We start from the raw sequence: 17,151 nt of genomic DNA, 5'->3' as shown, positions 1-17,151 counted from the left end.
CTACAGTAGTTGTTCGTATATTGTTTTGGATCGACAACGTCATCCAAACTGTCATCCAAACTGTCATCTAAAATCAACACTTCACGTATTATAGCCAACCGAAAACCGTTCACCGTCGGAGTCGAACGGCGCCGGTCGGGCATCACCCGGGGCGACCCCCGCTCCCCCACCCATGCCRCCGTCCCGTCCGCGACGCGCCGGGCGCCGTCCACGACACGCCGAGGGCCGCCCGCGATGTGTCGAGCGACACCGACCGGAACCGCTCCCGGAGCAACCTCGCGACCTCGGCCCTGTCGACGTCCCGACATCCCGACACCCCGAGCGACTTCCGCACCGCTGGCTCCAGCGGACCCAGCGGACGCTGTAGGCAGACACCGTAGAACGCGGAAGAAACGTAGAAGAAACGTAGAAGATATCTACTCTTCATACTCAATCTGCCGGCGACCGCACGCCGTGGACGGTGGACGCCGCCCACGCGCACTCGCCGCTTTTACAGCACCACCAGCATTCTTGTCAATGCGATCAACATGACCTAGTGTGATCTTTTGCGATCCGTCGCTGTTCCATTGCACGCAGACCGACGGCTAATTAGGTTAGCCTTACTTGAGAACAGGTAACCATATTTTAGCGGAGGGCATCGTGACGGCACCGACACCGCTCGAGGAAGCGACGCCCAGCCGGGCCCGCACCGTGATCGCCGGAGCCCGACACGCTCTGCTGACGMTGCCATACGAACGCCTCTGCGGCCGGGTCGGCCTGCTCGACGACGGTGGCGAGCCGATCCTGCTCGTCACGGCCGGCAGCCCGCCCGCGCACGCGGCCGGCAGCTCCCCGACAGCGCGGGTCGACATTCACGGGCCGCAGGGTGAGCGCCTCGTCCTCTCCGGCTCCCTGCGCGTCGTTCCCGGCCCGGCGACGGACGTCATCGCGCGGCTGGCCGGGCCTGGCTGCCCGACACCGCGGCCACCCCTCGGCTCGTGCGGGCACGATCATGATCTCGTCGCGATCGCGATGATCGTCGCCGAAGTCGTCCTCTACCTGCTCACTCTCACGGATCCCGGCGGCGCGGCGGCCCAGCCGTCACCAGATCATGACAGAACAGACCACAGCGGAACGGATCGCGGCGGGGCCGGATCGGCAGACCCTCCCGGACCGCGGCCGACAGCGCCCGAGAAAGCCACGGCAGGGAGCAGCCGGCGGGCACCACGGGCCGCGGGTGAACGCGACCGCAGGCGGGCCCGAGCCGCCGGTGGCTGTGGGACCCGTATCGACCTGATCGCCTACGCCCTGGCCGAGCCGGACCTGATAGCGGCCTACGCGCCGGATCTGGTGGCGCATCTGAACACGGTGCACGCCGAGCAGATCCGCCGCCTCGCCGAACACGCGGTCGCCGTCGACACCGACCAGGGCCGCGGGGCGCGGCAGCCCGCCGGCCCCAGGCTGGTGAGGATCGTGCGGTCGGGGCACGCGCGGGAGTTCGCCGGCGCGCAGATCACCCGGCTCGACCACCAGGGCCTGGACATGTGGCGGATAGGGCCTTCGGGAGCCGAGGAGATCCATCTTCCGTTCCGGGCACCGCTGCGCGAACCACGCGAGCTCGGCAAGGAGATCCGCTGGCTGCTCGGGCTCGTCTGAAAACCCGTCCGGGCCTGCCCTACCCGGCTGGACCGGCCCGAATCCTGTCCGCATCCCCTGCGGAACGGTCCCGCCCTTCTGACCGGCGGCACCGCGCGGAACGGTTTCCTGCCCCGCGGTGGCGCGGGCTCGTCCGGCCCGGCCGGCGGCCCCGCACGGAATGGCCACCCGCCTGAGACGACGGTCGTTCACAGGCTGGTCGTCCGCGGGCGGATTATCCACAGATCATTCCGCGGGTCGGCCACCAACGGGCCAGTTGTCCACAGAGCCGGCCACCGATGGGCCGTGGGCCCCGGTCTGTCCGCATAATCGGGATCGCGCACCGTCGTCGCATCCATGCGGGAGGTCCGGATGCTCCACCGGATGAGAACCCGGCTGACGCCGGTCACCACCCTCACCATCCTGATCGGCGTCATCACGCTGTTCGCCATGGGCTGCTCCAGCTCGTCCGACACGCCCGCATCCGGCGGTACGACGGCCCCCGGGCCTGCCGGTACGGCCCAGACGGGCCAGGCGGCTTCCGCCGGTGTCCCGGCAGCCAGCCGGACGGCCAGCTTCCGCGCGCCCGGCAGCACCCCGGGGACGGTCGAGGTCGGCCTGGTCGGTCTGAAGGCGGACGGACGTCTGAGCACGCTCACCCTGCTGTGGACACCGAGATACACCGGCGCCCCACAGGGGAAGGAGATTTCGGTCTTCGACATGTTCGACGGGCACAGCCCCGCGGTGACCCTGGTCGACAGCGTCAACCTGAAGCGCTACCTCGTCGTCCAGGACAGCCGCAACGTCGAGCTGGGCGCGAGCGGCCCCCAGACGAAGACCTCCAACAACACCCCGGTCAGCGCCTCGTACACCTTTGCCGCGCCGCCCGCGGACGTGCGGACGATCGACGTCTACGCCGACGACCGGCTGCTGTTCGACGACGTCCCGGTCGGCCGGTGAGCCCCGTGCGGACGCGGACGCCGAGCGCGCTGACCGGCCCCGCACAGCCCGGCCCCGCGTGGGCCGGGTCCACGCTGACCCGGCCCACGCTGACCCGGCTCGGYGCGGTCGTGCTGGCGTCGGTCACCGCTGTGGTGTCGTGGCTGTGCGTGCCGACAGCCCGCGCCGCGACGGACACCCCCACGACTGCACCCACAGTAACCGATCAGGCGATCATCGAGTCGATCCGGGAGATCGATCCAGCGGCGGCGATCCGGCCGATCGACGTCGAACGGTCTGTTGTCACGCTGCGTACCGAGAGGCGTGACGGCTCCGGCGTGGTCTTGACGATCAGCTCGGACGTGCTCTTCGCGTTCGACTCGGCGAACCTGACCAAGGCGGCCCGCGAGCAGCTCGACGGCATCGCGGCACAGCTCGGCAGGGTGACCGGCACGATCACCGTCAACGGGTATACCGACAGCACCGGTACGCCCGCGTACAACGTGATCCTGTCCCAGCAGCGGGCGAACGCCGTCGCGAACCTGCTGCGTCCGAAGGCCCCGCCCGGCGYCCTCGTCTCGGCGACCGGGCACGGCGCCGCCAACCCGGTCGCGCCGAACACCAACTCGGACGGCTCGGACAACAGCGCGGGCCGCGGCCAGAACCGACGGGTCAGCATCATCTATCGCACATCATGACCGTCACACATGACGATCGACCACACATGACGATCGATGCCGAACCCGTTCCCATCGCTCAAAGCGGCGCTCCCCGCCGTGCCGTACCTGATACCTGTCATCATGATCTTTTTGGATACGGCCGGTATCACGGTCTGGAGCTGCGGCGGCGGGTCCGTGGCCGTTCGTGCCCGCGTGGACCGCATCAACCTGTGCGGGTGAGATGGCCGGTGGGGAAGCGGCCCGCAATGCCGGACGCGTCCAGTGGTCGTACCGTCTCGGAGCATGACCGAGGCAACGCGGTGGTTGTCGAGCTCCACATTCAGGAAATCAGTCGTATGGTCGGTGGATCTCGCGGAACAGGACACGGTCACGGCCGCCTGGCGGCCAGCCCGACCGGACGGCCCCATTGGTCCGGTCGCGTCGGATTCGCGGGTCGTATCCGATCCACCATCTGATCCGGCCGTATCGGATGAAACGCGAGGGCCCGGAACGTCCCCGGCCGTGGTCTTCGACCGGGCGACGGTCGCCTACGACCGGGTCCCGGTGCTGGAGAACGTCCATGGAACGGTCGAAAGCGGCCGTACCGTAGCCGTCATCGGCCCGGACGGCGCCGGAAAGTCGACGCTGATGAAAGCGCTGCTCGGGCTTGCCCCGGTGGTGAGCGGATCGGTGACGGTACTCGGCTGCCCACCGATGCAGGCCCGCCGCCGGGTCGCCTACGTCCCGCAGGTCGACGCTCTCGGGCCCGACCCGCGGGTGACCGTCGCCCAGGCCGTCCTCATGGGTCGTTACCGCTCGCTCGGCTGGGTACGGCGGCCCACCCGCACGGACCGGGCCATCGCGGCACGTGCCCTGGAAACGGTCGGGCTCACCCACCGCGCCGGGGACCGGTTCGAGGCGCTGCCCGGCGGGCAGCGTCAGCGGGTGCTCCTCGCCCGTGCCATCGCCCAGCAGCCGTACCTGCTGCTGCTCRACGAGCCGTTCGACGGTGTGGACGTCCTTTCCCAGCAGGCGTTGCTGTCCGCGCTGGCGRCCATGCGCTCGGCCGGCACCAGCGTCATGATGTCCACGCACGATCTCGCGCTGGCCCATCTGACCTGCGACAGCGTCTGGCTGCTCAACCGCCGCCAGTTCGGCTCCGGACCGGCGGCAGTCACCCTCACCTCGGAGAAGCTGCGCACCACCTACCACGGCGGCAGCCCCCAGCACCTGCCGCATCATCGGCCGCGGCACCATCTGTCGCGGCACCGCGCCGAATAGCCGCCCAGACATCCGAATCCAGCTGTCGGAACACGGCCGGTATCGAATGATCCGCTGGATGCCCCGGCCGGGCGCCACGGCTGGACATCCCTACCGGGCATCGCGAGCGGGCATCGCGAGCGGGCATCGCGAGCGGGCATCGTGGCTGGGCGCGGGACCCACGGCCGCGAGTGATCCGTACCGGGTAGCCCGGCGGATCCGAATGACCCGGCAGACCTTCGGGCCCGCGTGCCTTCCGGGCCGAAAGCCTTCCGGACCATCGGTATCCGGACCATCCGGATCGCTTTCCGGACCACCCGGACCCGACGGAAACCGGAGCCGGCAAACGCATGACCGCCCGTCTTCAACCCACCATGCGCCGGAAACCCGCATGGCCCGAAAAGTCCGCCTGCCGGCAGCATGTCGCAAACATGATCGCATCGCCGTTGGCCGTTGGTCCTGCACTGTGCGTGCCCGAGGTTCCGAAAAGCGTGGCCCACTCGTCATGGGCGAGAAAACCCGGTGGACGGTGCACCTACCCTTGGCTCATGGAGTTCACCCAGTCCGACAAGCTCACCGGCGTCTGCTACGACGTCCGGGGCCCCGTCCTGGACCAGGCGACGAAGCTGGAAGCCGCTGGTCAGCGCATCCTCAAACTGAACATCGGCAACCCGGCGCCGTTCGGGTTCCACGCGCCACCGGCGGTCCTTGAGGCAGTGGTGAACGGCCTCGCCGAGGCACAGGGCTACAGCGATTCCAAGGGCCTGCTCTCCGCCCGCACGGCCGCGGTCCGGTACGCGAACGGGAAGGGCATCACCGGTATCGACCCCGACGGGGTCTACCTCGGCAACGGCGTCTCAGAACTGATCATGATGTCACTGCAGGCGCTGCTCAACGACGGCGACGAGGTGCTGCTCCCGGCGCCGGACTACCCGCTGTGGACGGCTGTGGTCAGCCTGTGCGGCGGGCGGCCCGTCCACTATCTGTGCGACGAGCCGGCCGGCTGGATGCCGGACCTGGACGACATKGCCGGCAGGATCACCACGCGCACCCGCGCCATCGTAGTGATCAACCCGAACAACCCCACCGGCGCGGTCTACGACCGCGAGATCCTCGAGGGCATCGTCGAACTCGCCCGCCAGCACAACCTGATGATCTTCTCGGACGAGATCTACGACCGGATCCTCTACGACGACGCCGAGCACATCTCCACCGCGGCCCTCGCCCCGGACGTCGTGTGCGTGACGTTCAACGGGCTGTCCAAGGCGYACCGGCTGGCCGGCTTCCGCTCCGGCTGGATGGTGCTCTCGGGCCCGCGCACGCACGCGTCCAGCTATGTCGAGGGGCTCAACATCCTGGCCAACATGCGGCTGTGCGCCAACGTCCCGGGCCAGTTCGCCATGCGGGCCGCGCTCGAGGACGACAGCGGCGCGGGCGACCTCGTCCTGCCCGGTGGCCGCCTGCACGAGCAGCGGGACGTGGTGTGGAAGCTGCTCAACGACATTCCTGGCGTGTCGTGCGTGAAGCCGAAAGGGGCGCTGTACGCGTTCCCGCGGCTCGATCCGGACGTCTACCCGGTCACCGACGACGAACGGCTCGTCCTGGACCTGCTCCTGGCCGAAAAAATCATGGTTGTGCAGGGCACGGGTTTCAACTGGCCGCGGCCTGATCACTTCCGGATCGTCACGCTGCCGGACGTGGACGACCTCACCGACGCGGTGGGCCGCATCAGCAGGTTCCTCACCGCCTACGCCCAGGGGGAAACGGTCCACCGCCGGGACGGACTGCCCACCTTCGAGCCACAACACGTACCGGGCTGACCCGCCCGCGACAGGATGCCCGGATTAACCTTTTTCGTACAGAAGAGTCCGAACGGGCAGAATTCGAACCAGTCGGAGATGACGGAATCGCTGGCCGGGTTTACCCGACGTATTCATTTCGCCGGATATTGGTGGTTTTTGGCGGCCCCGGGCACGGATCTGACGATGACGGCCGTAACCGGTTCGGGTCTGGTCAGGAACGGCGCCGGGACGAGGTGGTGGCTGCCGCGCAACCGTACCGACCGAGGGAACTGGGCCGCCGCAGTACCGCCGGCACCCGCCGATGGCCGCCGACGCGGCTGCGACCGCCCGCTGGCGGCCGTCCCACCGCGGAAGCCGTAGGTGGGGCAGTGGAGGAGTAGGTGGAAAAGGTTGCGATGACAGCGTTTTCCACCTACACCCACGCAGGCCGTAGGTGGAAAACGGCGTGTCGGCAGCGGTTTTCACCTACGACTGAGGAGCGCTGGATCTGCCACCGCGGGATGTCGGACATGAGTAACGGTGTGTGATGCCAGCCGCGAAGACGCCCGTGTCGAAACCGTTCCGTCTTCCTGGTCTGACGTTCCGTCTCCTGATCTGACAGAGACCCGTCGTCCGGGGCCCCGGCCGCCGTACGGTGAGAGAGTGAAGGCTGTGTCCAGTGCCGAATCCAGCCGAGCGACCCCCGCCCCGACGGCATCGTCCCGGGGGGCCGCGCCCACCACGGAACCATCGCGGGCCGGGCCGGGTAGCGGTGGCCGCCGGGCCATGCTCGGCCGTGGAACCACTGTCCGGGCCACCCGTCAGGGAGACGCCGTCTGCGCCGCGCTGGCCGAGATCGACGCGTTCACCAGCGCCCAGGACCTGCACGCCCACCTGCGCGACATGGGGCAGGCCGTCGGCCTGACCACCGTCTACCGGCATCTGCAGGTCCTCGCCGACCGGGGCGAGGTCGACGTGCTGCGCCGCGACGACGGGGAGACCCTCTACCGCCGCTGCGCGACCGACAACCATCACCATCACCTGGTCTGCCGCCACTGCGGCCGGACCGTCGAGGTCGAGGGGCCCGAGATCGAGGCGTGGACCGACCGCGTCGCCGCGGCCGCGGGCTTCACCGACGTCGCCCACACCCTGGAGATCTACGGGACCTGCGCCGACYGCGCCGCCGCGGCCACCCCAAGCTGAACGACATCCGTACCGTAACCATACGTAGCCGCGCAGACAGCGAGGCCAACGATGGCACGGACGTGCGCTCCCGACCGCCAGGAAAGATCACCGCGAGTTTGTCGCTGTGTACGCTCACGGGCCGAAAACCGTACAGAACGACAAACACTTCTTGATCATTACCTGTGCGGACGGTCGCGGACGGTGTCCGCGACCCGTTGTTGAGCGGCTGCCGGCTCGGCCGGCTGTCGGCTCGGCCTGGCTAGCGGCCGGCGCCCTGCTCCGGACGGCTCCCGCCGGGTGGGCTGACCAGCGCCGGGGCGAGTTCCCGCCACTGCCGGCGGGGCAGCCCGCGGCGGTCCGGGTCGAGCACCTGGACGCACACGTGGTCGGCGCCGGCGTCCAGATGCTCCTTGATCCGGCCGAGCAGGACGTCCGGGTCGCCCCAGGGCACGATCGTGTCGACGAGCCGGTCCGAACCCGCGTCCGCGAAATCGCTGTCGGTGAAGCCGAATCGGCGCAGGTTGTTCGTGTAGTTCGGCAGCCGCAGGTAGGAGCCGGTGTGCCGCCGGGCCAGTTCCCGCGCGGTCTCGGGGTTGGTGTCCAGGACGAACGCCTGCTCCGGGACGAGCAGCTTGCCCGGCCCGAGGATCGCCCGGGCGCTCGCGGTGTGCTCCGGCGGCACGAAGAACGTGTGAGCGCCGTCCGCCCGGGCGCGCGCCAGCTCCAGCATCTTCGGCCCGAGCGCGGCGAGCACCCGCGGTGACGACGCCGGCGGAACCGCCCGGTACTGCTCCCGGGCGCTGGCGTCCATCTCGTCGAGGTAGGCGCGCATCTGCGTGAGCGGTTTGGTGTACGGCACCCCGCGGATCTCCATCAGGGACGCGTGCGACACACCGACGCCGAGCAGGAACCGGCCGGGGAACGCCTCGGCCAGCGTCAGTTGCCCGGCCGCCATCGTCTGCGGGTGCCGGGCGAGGATCTGCGCGATGCCGGTGGCGACGGTCAGCCGTGGCGCCGCCGCGAGCATCAGCCCCGCGGTGACCAGCACCTCCCGGCCCCTGACCTCGCCGGTCCAGACCGCGGGATAGCCCAGTTCGTCGAGTTCGGCGACGGCGTCGCGCACCACGGACGCCGGCGAGTAGTCGAACTGGCCGCTCCAGATCCCGACCTGGCCGAGCGTCACCGAGGCGGACGGGTCGGCGGGGCGGGCCGCGATGGCGGGTACGCCGGCCTCCGGCGCGGCCGGCCCCGTCCCAGCCGACCTTGTCCCGGCCGGCTCCGTCCCGACCGGCTCCGGCTCACCGGCGGTGATGGGCGTCTGCGCAACTGTCACCGCACCACGCTATCCGGGCCGAGGCACCGACCGCCCGTCGGGCGACCTGGCCGCGAGGGAGTGTCGCTCGCGCGGCCGGCACCCGGCCGGCACCCGGCCGAGCAGGCTCCGTCCAGACCCGGGCCGAGCCGGACGAACGAGCCGGATGAATCGACCCAGAGCAGGTCCGGGCCAGCCGGATTCGTCGAGGTCAGGCCGGGCGTCCGAGCTTGCTCACCGCGTCCGGACGACTATCGTCTACTGCGCGGCGGTCCCGCCGACCCGCGTGGCCGGCCGCCTCGGGCGCGTCCGGTGGATGTCGACACCAACAGAGATCCACCGGGTACACCCATCGCGCAGGCCGTCACCGACGATCTCGGGAACGGCCGAGGACGACCGGAGGACGCCATGTCCGCTCCTGACACAGAGTCCGCTGAGACAGAGTCCGCTCCCGACACAGACCGCCTCGACACCGTCGCCGCACCCGTCCCGCGCGACCCGGCGGACGCCGGCACCGGCAGTGTCGCCGGCGCCGGCGACGATGACGACACCGCGCCGGTCCGGCTGCTGACACCGGACGGGCGCCGGCTGCCCCTGGCCGACTACGATCCGTACCTCGCCGACCTCACCGACGCCGACCTGATCGGGCTCCTGCGCGACATGGTGATCGCACGCAGGCTCGACGAGGAGTCGACCGCCCTGCAACGCCAGGGCGAGCTCGGTCTGTGGGCGAGCCTGCGCGGGCAGGAGGCGGCCCAGGTCGGCTCGGCGCGGGCGCTGCGCACCGACGACATGGTCTTCCCGACCTACCGTGAGCACGCGGTGGCCTGGTGCCGGGGCGTCGATCCGCTGGACGTTCTCGGCCTGTTCCGCGGGGTCGCCCACGGTGGCTGGGACGTGGACGAACACGGCTTCCAGACGTACGCGATCGTGGTGGGCTCCCAGGTCCTGCACGCGACCGGCTACGCCATGGGGGTCACCAAGGAGGTCAGGACGGGTCTGGGTCGCCGGCCGGTCGGGACGGCCCACCGGCCCGCCGCCGCCACCGACAGCACCAGCGGCACCGGCGGGAGCGGCGGGAGCGGCGGGAGCRGCGGCACCGCCGGTGGCGGCGACGACCTGCCGGCGACCCTGGTCTACTTCGGCGACGGAGCGTCCAGTCAGGGTGACGTCAACGAGGCGTTCAACTGGGCGGGCGTGTTCGAAGCGCCGGTGGTCTTCTTCTGCCAGAACAACCAGTGGGCGATCTCCGAGCCGACACGGCGGCAGACCCGCGTCCCGATCTACTTCAGGGCCCGCGGGTTCGGCATCGCCGGCGTCCGGGTGGACGGCAACGACGTGCTGGCGACCCTGGCCGTAACGCGCTGGGCGCTCCACCAGGCCCGCCAGGGACGACCGGCCCTGGTGGAGGCGGTCACCTACCGGATGGGCGCGCACACCACCGCGGACGACCCGTCCCGCTACCGCCAGGCGTCGGAGCTCGCGCGCTGGGGCGCCCTCGACCCTGTCCAGCGGATGGCGGCCTACCTGCGTGGTCGTGGACTGCTGGACGACGACGCGGCCGCCGCCCTGGACCGGGAGGCCGACGCGCTCGCGGCCACCCTGCGGCAACGCTGCCTGAACCTGCCCGACCCGGCTCCGCTGAGCCTGTTCGACCACGTGTATGTGCACGACACCGAGGAACTGGTCAACGCGCGGGCCACGTTCGCCGACTTCACCGAAGCCGACCTCCCCGAGGCCGGCTTCACCGAGGCCGAGCAGACCGACCAGGCCGAACCGGCCTACCAGAGCGAGCCGTCCCATCGGAGTGAAGCGTCCTACTGGAGCGAGCCGGTACCCCGGAACGAGCCGTCCCGACCGGCCGGGACGGCCCAGCGAGCCGAACGCCCGGGTGGCCGGGCGGCAGTGGTCCGGCCGGCGTCGACGGTCACCGTGGCGACGGCCCGCGGCACCAGAAGGGCGCTGTGACCATGCCGCGCCAGCAGGATGCCGCGACCACCCCACGCCAGCAGGGCGCTGTGGCCACGTCGCACCCGCGGGTCGCCGCGGCCAGGTCGTCGACGCTGACCCTGGCCAAGGCCCTCAACGCGGGGCTGCGCACGGCCATGGAGGACGATCCGAGAGTCGTCGTGATGGGCGAGGACGTCGGCCGGCTCGGCGGGGTCTTCCGCATCACCGACGGGCTGCTGGCCGACTTCGGCGAGGAACGGGTGATCGACACCCCGCTCGCGGAATCCGCGATCATCGGGACGGCGATCGGGCTGGCGATGCGCGGGTTCCGGCCGGTGTGSGAGATCCAGTTCGACGGTTTCGTCTACCCCGCCTTCGATCAGATCGTCACCCAGCTGGCCAAGATGTACTACCGGACGCGGGGCCGTGTCCGCCTGCCCGTGACGGTCAGGATCCCCTGCGGCGGAGGCATCGGCGCGGTCGAACACCACAGTGAGTCACCAGAGGCATATTTCTGCCACACCGCCGGGCTGAAGGTGGTGGCCTGCTCCAACCCGGTCGAYGCCCACACGATGATCCGCCAGGCCGTCGCCACGGACGACCCGGTGATCTTTTTTGAGCCCAAGCGCCGCTACTGGGACAAGGCCGAGGTCACCACCGGCCTGCCGCTGTCGGCGGCCGCTCCGCTGCACGTCAGCCGGGTCGTGCGCCCCGGGGACGACGCGACGCTGGTCGCCTACGGCCCGATGGTGCGGACCTGCCTGGACGCGGCCGCCGTCATGGCCGAGGAGGGGCGCGCGCTCGAGGTGATCGACCTGCGCACACTGTCCCCGCTCGACCTGTCGCCCGTGTTCGCGTCCGTCCGGCGGACCGGGCGGCTGGTGGTGGTGCACGAGGCGCCGTCGAACGTGTCCCTGTCCGCGGAGATCGCCGCGCGGGTCACCGAGAAGGCGTTCTACTCGCTGGAAGCCCCAGTGCTACGTGTCACGGGATACGACACCCCGTATCCGCCATCTCGTCTGGAGGAGCACTACCTGCCAGACGTCGACCGGGTGCTCGACGCCGTGGACCGATCGTTCAGCTACTGACCGGCATCTGCTGACCCGTATCGACCCCTACCGACCCGTATCTACCCGTACCGGCCGCCCGCCGACAGCGAGATGTTCAAGAGCCTTCGTGATGCCGCAGGACCGGGTGCCGGTCATCGGCCGTTCCCGGTCATCGGTTGTCCCCGGTCACCAGTTGGAGGTCACCGTGTCACGTGCGCAGTTCCGGCTCCCCGACCTGGGTGAGGGCCTGCCCGACGCCGAGATCGTCCGATGGCTGGTGGAGGTGGGTGAGCACGTCGCCGTCAACCAGCCGATCGCCGAGGTGGAGACCGCCAAGGCGCTGGTGGAGGTGCCCTCCCCGTTCACGGGCGTGCTGGCCGTCCGGCACGCCGAGCCGGGCGACACGGTCGAGGTGGGGCAGCCACTGGTGACCATCGACACCGGCGCCGGCGGCGAAACCGGCAGCGGAACCAAAACTGTGGACGCCGCCACCGACAGCGCCGAATCCAGCGCCAACGGCACTCACAGGACGGCTGGCGCGGACGCCACGGCAGGCGGCGCCAGCCCCGTCACGGCCGGTCCGGGTGCCGCGAAGGGCCGGCGGCGCGGTCCGGCGCCGGTGGCCGCGTCCAGCCCGGATCCCGCAGCCGGCCACCCGCCCGGTCCCGCCGCGTCCGGTTCGGACGAGCGGGGCGACGAGCGGATGCCCGTGCTGGTCGGGTACGGTCCGCGCGGGGCGTCCGGGGTGTCCCGGCGGGCCTCGCGCCGAAGCTCGCGCCAGGACCCGGCAGACAGGCGCCAGGCCTCGGCAGGCAGGACGGACGGGGCAGCCTCGACGGCGGTGGCCGGCTGGCCCGCGACACGCGGGTCGGCGCAGCCCGCTGGCCGACCCGGCAGCCCGCGGCCGGTCGACAGCCCCGCCGGGCCGCGGCGGTCGGCCCAGGCCGTCGCCGTGCTCGCGAAACCACCGGTGCGCAAGCTCGCCCGCGACCTCGGTGTCGACCTGGGCACGGTCGTCGGCACCGGGCCGCACGGGACGATCAGCCGCGCCGACGTCGAGGCGGCCCGGACGTTCGCGAACGGCCACGACACCGACCAGGAGCGGGTCCGCCGCATCCCGGTGACGGGCGTCCGGCGGGCGACCGCGCAGGCGATGGTGTCCAGCGTGGCGAACGCGCCGCAGGCCACCGAGTTCGTGAGCGTGGACGTCACCGAGACGATGGCGGCCCGCGACCGGCTGGCCGCGCTGCCCGAGTTCGCCGACGTCAGGGTGACCCCGCTGCTGTTCGTCGCCAAGGCGCTGCTGACGGCCGTCGGCCGCCAACCAATGATCAATTCCCGCTGGGAGGACGCGGTCGGCGACGAGCCCGCGCGGATCGCCGTCCACGGGTACGTCAACCTCGGGATCGCGGTGGCCTCGCCGCGCGGGCTCGTCGTACCGAACATCGCGGACGCGGACCGAATGAGCCTCGTCGAGCTCGCGCACGCGCTGCACGAGCTGACCGTCACCGCCCGCGGCGGAAAGACCACACCGGAGGCGCTGCGCGGCGGGACGATCACGATCACCAACGTCGGGGTGTTCGGCATCGACATCGGAACCCCCATCCTCAACCCGCCGGAAGCGGCGATCCTCGCGCTGGGGGCGATCCGTCCGATGCCCTGGGTGCACGAGGGCGAACTGGCCGTCCGGACGGTGGCGCAGCTCGCCCTCACCTTCGACCACCGGATCGTCGACGRCGAACTTGGCTCCAGGGTGCTTGCGGACGTCGCCCGGATGCTCACCGACCCGACCGTGACCCTTGCCTGGAACTGACCTACCGACGAGGACACGGGCAGCCCACCAGGACAGCAGCCGGTAATCATTTGTCATCAAATAATTACTATTTGCCACGAGCAGGCAGACGGGTTGGACCTTCGAGGGTACCCGCCGGCGTGAACACAACAGATCGAGTAGAAATCCCAACCGAGGCAAAGCGCGTGGGATGGGGTGGACAACGGAGGAAGAAGCTTGCCTGGTACGGTTGYGCCTTGCTTAGGGCTTCCGGTACGGCTTCCGGCACAAAGGGGTGGAACGCATGACGCGCGTGGAGGCACTGCAGGCGGCGGACGAGTTCGTCGCCAAGGTCCTGACCTCCGCAGRCTCCAGCGGACGTTTCAACGGCGCTCTCAACCTTGCCGAACGGGTCGACCTGACGCTGCGGGTCGCCCGGTTCCTCCTGGAGGGGCAGGGCGCCTCCGAGGCCGATGACCTGCTCAAACGGGACATGCGCAACGAACTGGACCAGGCGTTCCCGCCGCTGCGTACGTCCTAGGCACGTCCCAGGGCGCATCCGGCACGCACCGGGGCCGTCCCCGGTCGAGGATCTACCGTCAGACGGCCCAGGACCAGTCCCGGGCCCCGGGACTCCGCCGGGCCTACCCGGCCCGGCACGCCGGATCCGGGCAGGCGACGCGGGCACGGGTCCGGTGGCGCGGACGGGGCACTTGCCCGCGCCACCTTCCTAACAGGCAGCTACCCAGAGCTACCAGATACCAGATACCAGTCTGCTGGCTATTAGAACGCCTCCTCGGGGAGGTCCATCAGGTCGAGGTCGGTGGCCGCCAGGACGCCGAGCCGGGCGGACAGTTCGGGCAGCACGTTCGCGGCGAACCAGCGGGCCGCGGACACCTTGCCCACGTAAAAGGCCTGCTCCTTGGCTGACAGGATCCCCGCCGCCCCCCGCGCGGCCAACGCGTTCTCCGCGACCTCGGCCTGGCGCAGCAGCAGCCAGCCGATGACGAGGTCGCCGACGCTCATCAGCAGCCGGGTGGTGTTGAGGCCGACCTTGTACACGTTGYGGGGATCCTCCGCCACGCTGGTGAGAAAACCGACCAGTGTGCCGACCATCGACTGGACGTTGTCCAGCGCGACGCCGAGGACCTCCCGTTCGCGCCGCAACGAGCCGTCGCCGGCGTCGCCCTTGGCGAACGCCTGGATCTCGCCGAGCAGCGCGCCCAGCGCCGTGCTCCGGTCCCGCACGATCTTGCGGAAGAAGAAGTCCTGCCCCTGAATGGACGTGGTGCCCTCGTACAGGGTRTCGATCTTGGCGTCCCGGATGTACTGCTCGATCGGATAGTCCTGCAGGTAGCCGGAGCCGCCGAGGACCTGCAGGGACGTCGCGAGCAGCTCGTAGGACCGTTCCGAGCCGACGCCCTTGACGATGGGCAGCAGCAGGTCGTTGAGCCGTTCGGCGAGTTCGTCCCGGGTACCCGCCGCATGTGCCAGGGCGACCCTGTCCTGGATCGTGGCGGTGTACAGGACGAGCGCCCGCATGCCTTCCGCGTACGCCTTCTGCACCATCAGCATCCGCCGGACGTCCGGGTGGTGGATGACCGTGACGCGCGGCGCGGTCTTGTCCAGCAGCCGGGTCAGGTCGGCGCCCTGGACCCGGGTCCGAGCGAACTCGAGCGCGTTGAGATAGCCGGTGGACAGTGTCGCGATGGCCTTGGTGCCCACCATCATCCGGGCGTACTCGATGACCTCGAACATCTGGGCAATGCCGTCGTGGACGTCGCCGACCAGCCAGCCGACCGCGGGCTGCTTCTCGCCGTAGCGCAGTTCGCAGGTGGCGGAGACCTTCAGCCCCATCTTCTTCTCGACGTTGGAGACGTGGACGCCGTTGCGCTCGCGGGGCTCGCCGGTGTTCGGGTCCACCAGGAACTTCGGCACCAGGAACATGGACAGGCCCTTGGTGCCCGGCCCGTGGCCGACCGGCCGGGCCAGGGTGAGGTGGAAGATGTTCTCCGGTACGTCCCAGTCACCGTTGGTGATGAAACGCTTCACGCCCTCGATGTGCCAGCTGCCGTCGGGCTGAGGTACCGCTCTGGTGCGCCCGGCGCCCACGTCCGAGCCGGCGTCGGGCTCGGTAAGGACCATGGTCGCGCCCCACTGGCGTTCGATCGCCAGCCGGGCGAGGTTCTTCTGCTCGGCGGTGCCGAGCCGGTCGAGAATCGCCGCGAAGGTGGGCCCGCTCATGTACATGAACACCGCCGGATTGGCCCCGAGGACCAGCTCCGAGGCGGCCCAGGCGACCGAGGGCGGCGCGCCCATCCCCCCGAGGTGCGGCGGCACGAACAGCCGCCACCACTGGCCTTCCATGAGCTGGGCGTAGGACTTCTTGAACGACTCCGGCAGGGTGACGCTGCCGGAGCTGGCGTCGAAGACCGGCGGGTTGCGGTCGGCGTCCGCGAACGACTCGGCAATCGGGCCGGTGGCCAGTCTGTCGAGTTCGGCGAGTACTTCGTGGGCCGTGTCGCGATCCATGTCGGCGAACGGGCCGTGCCCGAGCGTGTTGTCGACACCCAGCACCTCGAACAGGTTGAACTCGATGTCGCGGAGGTTGCTCTTGTAGTGCCCCATGGCTGTCTCCCGGGGAAGAGCCGGCCTCGGTGCTCACCGATGGGGCCGGCGTACTCCTACTGGCCAGTAACTCATACCCATGCTACCCGCCGGTAACCATCCTTGGTACAGATGCGTGGAACTCGGAACAACGAGCCGGAGCGAGCCAGACCCATGACATTGCGTAGCGAATGACATGGCGCGGCGAAACTTTCCGCGTGGACGCGACGGACGCGACGGAAAGGCGTCCGGCTCTGTGGCGCTCTATGGCGCCTGACTCCGCGACGGGAAGGCTCCCGCGCCATCACCGGAGAAAACGATCGTTCTTCTCCCGTGCCCGGATTCCGCCGCGGTTCCTTCACCGCGGCTTCCGAGACCCGGCCGGCCACCTGGAAAACCGTCCCGGATACGTACTCGCCCGGGGTGGACGACGATCCGCCGGAGACGGCCTACGAGACGTCCCCCCAGCGCAGGTTGCCGTCGGGATCGCGCAGGCAGATCACGGGACGCCCGTTGGCCCCCTGGACAACCTGGCCGGTGTCGGTGACGGTGCATTCGGCGTTCGGCACGGGAGCGGCCGGGTCGGGCGGCGGCGGGCTGGCCAGCCCCCAGCGCGGCTGGCCCGGGTCCGTCTGCTGGCAGTACAGGATCAGCCCGTTGATGGCCTGTCGTGGGGCGATGTCGCGTGCGGGTACGCACGGCTGGCCCACGAACACCGCGGGCGGCCAGTACGACGAGTCAGGATCCAGCAGGGTGTCGGGGACGTCGCCCGGCGCGGCGGGATCGGACGCTCCCGGAGATGCCTGCGTGCCCGGGGCGGCCTGCGTGCCCGGGGATGCGGTGTCCGTCCTGCCGGTCGCGGCCGGCGGCGGCCCGGAGCGCTCACTCGGCCCGCCCGGGGAGCCCGTGGCCGAGGCCCGTGGCGCGGACATTTCGATGTCGCTCCCGGACGACCCGCAGCCGGCCARCAGGAGCGCCGTCAGCCCGACCGCCGCGACGGCACCTGCCACGCTTCGGGCACGGG

At 70.3% G+C, this 17,151-nt stretch carries 13 protein-coding genes; 10 read left to right on the top strand and 3 right to left on the bottom strand.

Annotated features, from left to right (window positions below):
- The first annotated feature begins 639 nt into the window (after positions 1-639).
- The 6 genes from BL254_RS02325 (at position 640) to BL254_RS02300 (ending at position 7,456) form a co-directional block, all read left to right on the top strand.
- Positions 640-1,635, top strand: coding sequence for a DUF2470 domain-containing protein (locus tag BL254_RS02325; protein WP_076842393.1), 996 nt, complete (start codon positions 640-642; stop codon positions 1,633-1,635).
- A 363-nt stretch (positions 1,636-1,998) separates the two neighbouring features.
- Positions 1,999-2,574, top strand: a complete 576-nt coding sequence (locus tag BL254_RS02320) for a hypothetical protein (RefSeq protein ID WP_076842459.1) — start codon at positions 1,999-2,001, stop codon at positions 2,572-2,574.
- A 5-nt stretch (positions 2,575-2,579) separates the two neighbouring features.
- Positions 2,580-3,251 carry an OmpA family protein gene (locus BL254_RS02315; RefSeq protein ID WP_254857730.1) on the top strand — a complete coding sequence of 224 codons (672 nt, stop codon included), beginning with the start codon at positions 2,580-2,582 and terminating at the stop codon, positions 3,249-3,251.
- Positions 3,252-3,734: 483 nt separating this feature from the next.
- Complete coding sequence (locus BL254_RS02310) at positions 3,735-4,493, top strand: metal ABC transporter ATP-binding protein (protein WP_076842391.1); 759 nt, start codon at positions 3,735-3,737, stop codon at positions 4,491-4,493.
- 527 nt (positions 4,494-5,020) lie between these two features.
- Complete coding sequence (locus BL254_RS02305; protein WP_076842390.1) at positions 5,021-6,292, top strand: pyridoxal phosphate-dependent aminotransferase; 1,272 nt, start codon at positions 5,021-5,023, stop codon at positions 6,290-6,292.
- A gap of 747 nt (positions 6,293-7,039) precedes the next feature.
- Positions 7,040-7,456, top strand: a complete 417-nt coding sequence (locus BL254_RS02300) for a Fur family transcriptional regulator (RefSeq protein WP_076842389.1) — start codon at positions 7,040-7,042, stop codon at positions 7,454-7,456.
- Positions 7,457-7,697: 241 nt separating this feature from the next.
- Here BL254_RS02300 and BL254_RS02295 read toward each other — a convergent pair whose 3' ends face one another.
- Complete coding sequence (locus tag BL254_RS02295; RefSeq protein ID WP_235433585.1) at positions 7,698-8,654, bottom strand: LLM class F420-dependent oxidoreductase; 957 nt, start codon at positions 8,652-8,654, stop codon at positions 7,698-7,700.
- Between the two features lie 504 nt (positions 8,655-9,158).
- Between BL254_RS02295 and BL254_RS24735 the strand changes: the two genes are divergently transcribed.
- The 4 genes from BL254_RS24735 to BL254_RS02275 all read left to right on the top strand — a co-directional run bounded on the left by BL254_RS24735 (position 9,159) and on the right by BL254_RS02275 (position 14,061).
- Entirely contained in the window at positions 9,159-10,718 is a 1,560-nt protein-coding gene (locus tag BL254_RS24735; protein WP_139342142.1) for a thiamine pyrophosphate-dependent enzyme, read from the top strand.
- 137 nt (positions 10,719-10,855) lie between these two features.
- Complete coding sequence (locus BL254_RS02285) at positions 10,856-11,788, top strand: alpha-ketoacid dehydrogenase subunit beta (RefSeq protein WP_254857752.1); 933 nt, start codon at positions 10,856-10,858, stop codon at positions 11,786-11,788.
- A 166-nt stretch (positions 11,789-11,954) separates the two neighbouring features.
- Positions 11,955-13,562, top strand: a complete 1,608-nt coding sequence (locus BL254_RS02280; protein WP_076842457.1) for a dihydrolipoamide acetyltransferase family protein — start codon at positions 11,955-11,957, stop codon at positions 13,560-13,562.
- 262 nt (positions 13,563-13,824) lie between these two features.
- A complete protein-coding gene (locus tag BL254_RS02275; protein ID WP_076842388.1) occupies positions 13,825-14,061 on the top strand; it encodes a hypothetical protein in 237 nt (78 codons plus the stop codon).
- A gap of 242 nt (positions 14,062-14,303) precedes the next feature.
- Here the strand turns inward: BL254_RS02275 and BL254_RS02270 are convergent, their stop codons facing one another.
- Both BL254_RS02270 and BL254_RS02265 read right to left on the bottom strand, forming a co-directional pair.
- Entirely contained in the window at positions 14,304-16,148 is a 1,845-nt protein-coding gene (locus BL254_RS02270) for an acyl-CoA dehydrogenase (RefSeq protein WP_076842387.1), read from the bottom strand.
- Positions 16,149-16,576: 428 nt separating this feature from the next.
- Positions 16,577-17,059, bottom strand: coding sequence for a hypothetical protein (locus BL254_RS02265; RefSeq protein ID WP_175648266.1), 483 nt, complete (start codon positions 17,057-17,059; stop codon positions 16,577-16,579).
- Between the last annotated feature and the right edge of the window lie 92 nt (positions 17,060-17,151).

It is taken from the genome of Protofrankia sp. BMG5.30 (assembly GCF_001983005.1).
Lineage (GTDB): Bacteria > Actinomycetota > Actinomycetes > Frankiales > Frankiaceae > Protofrankia > Protofrankia coriariae.
Note: the sequence above shows the minus strand (reverse complement) of the source record. Positions and strands in the feature narration are given on the sequence as shown.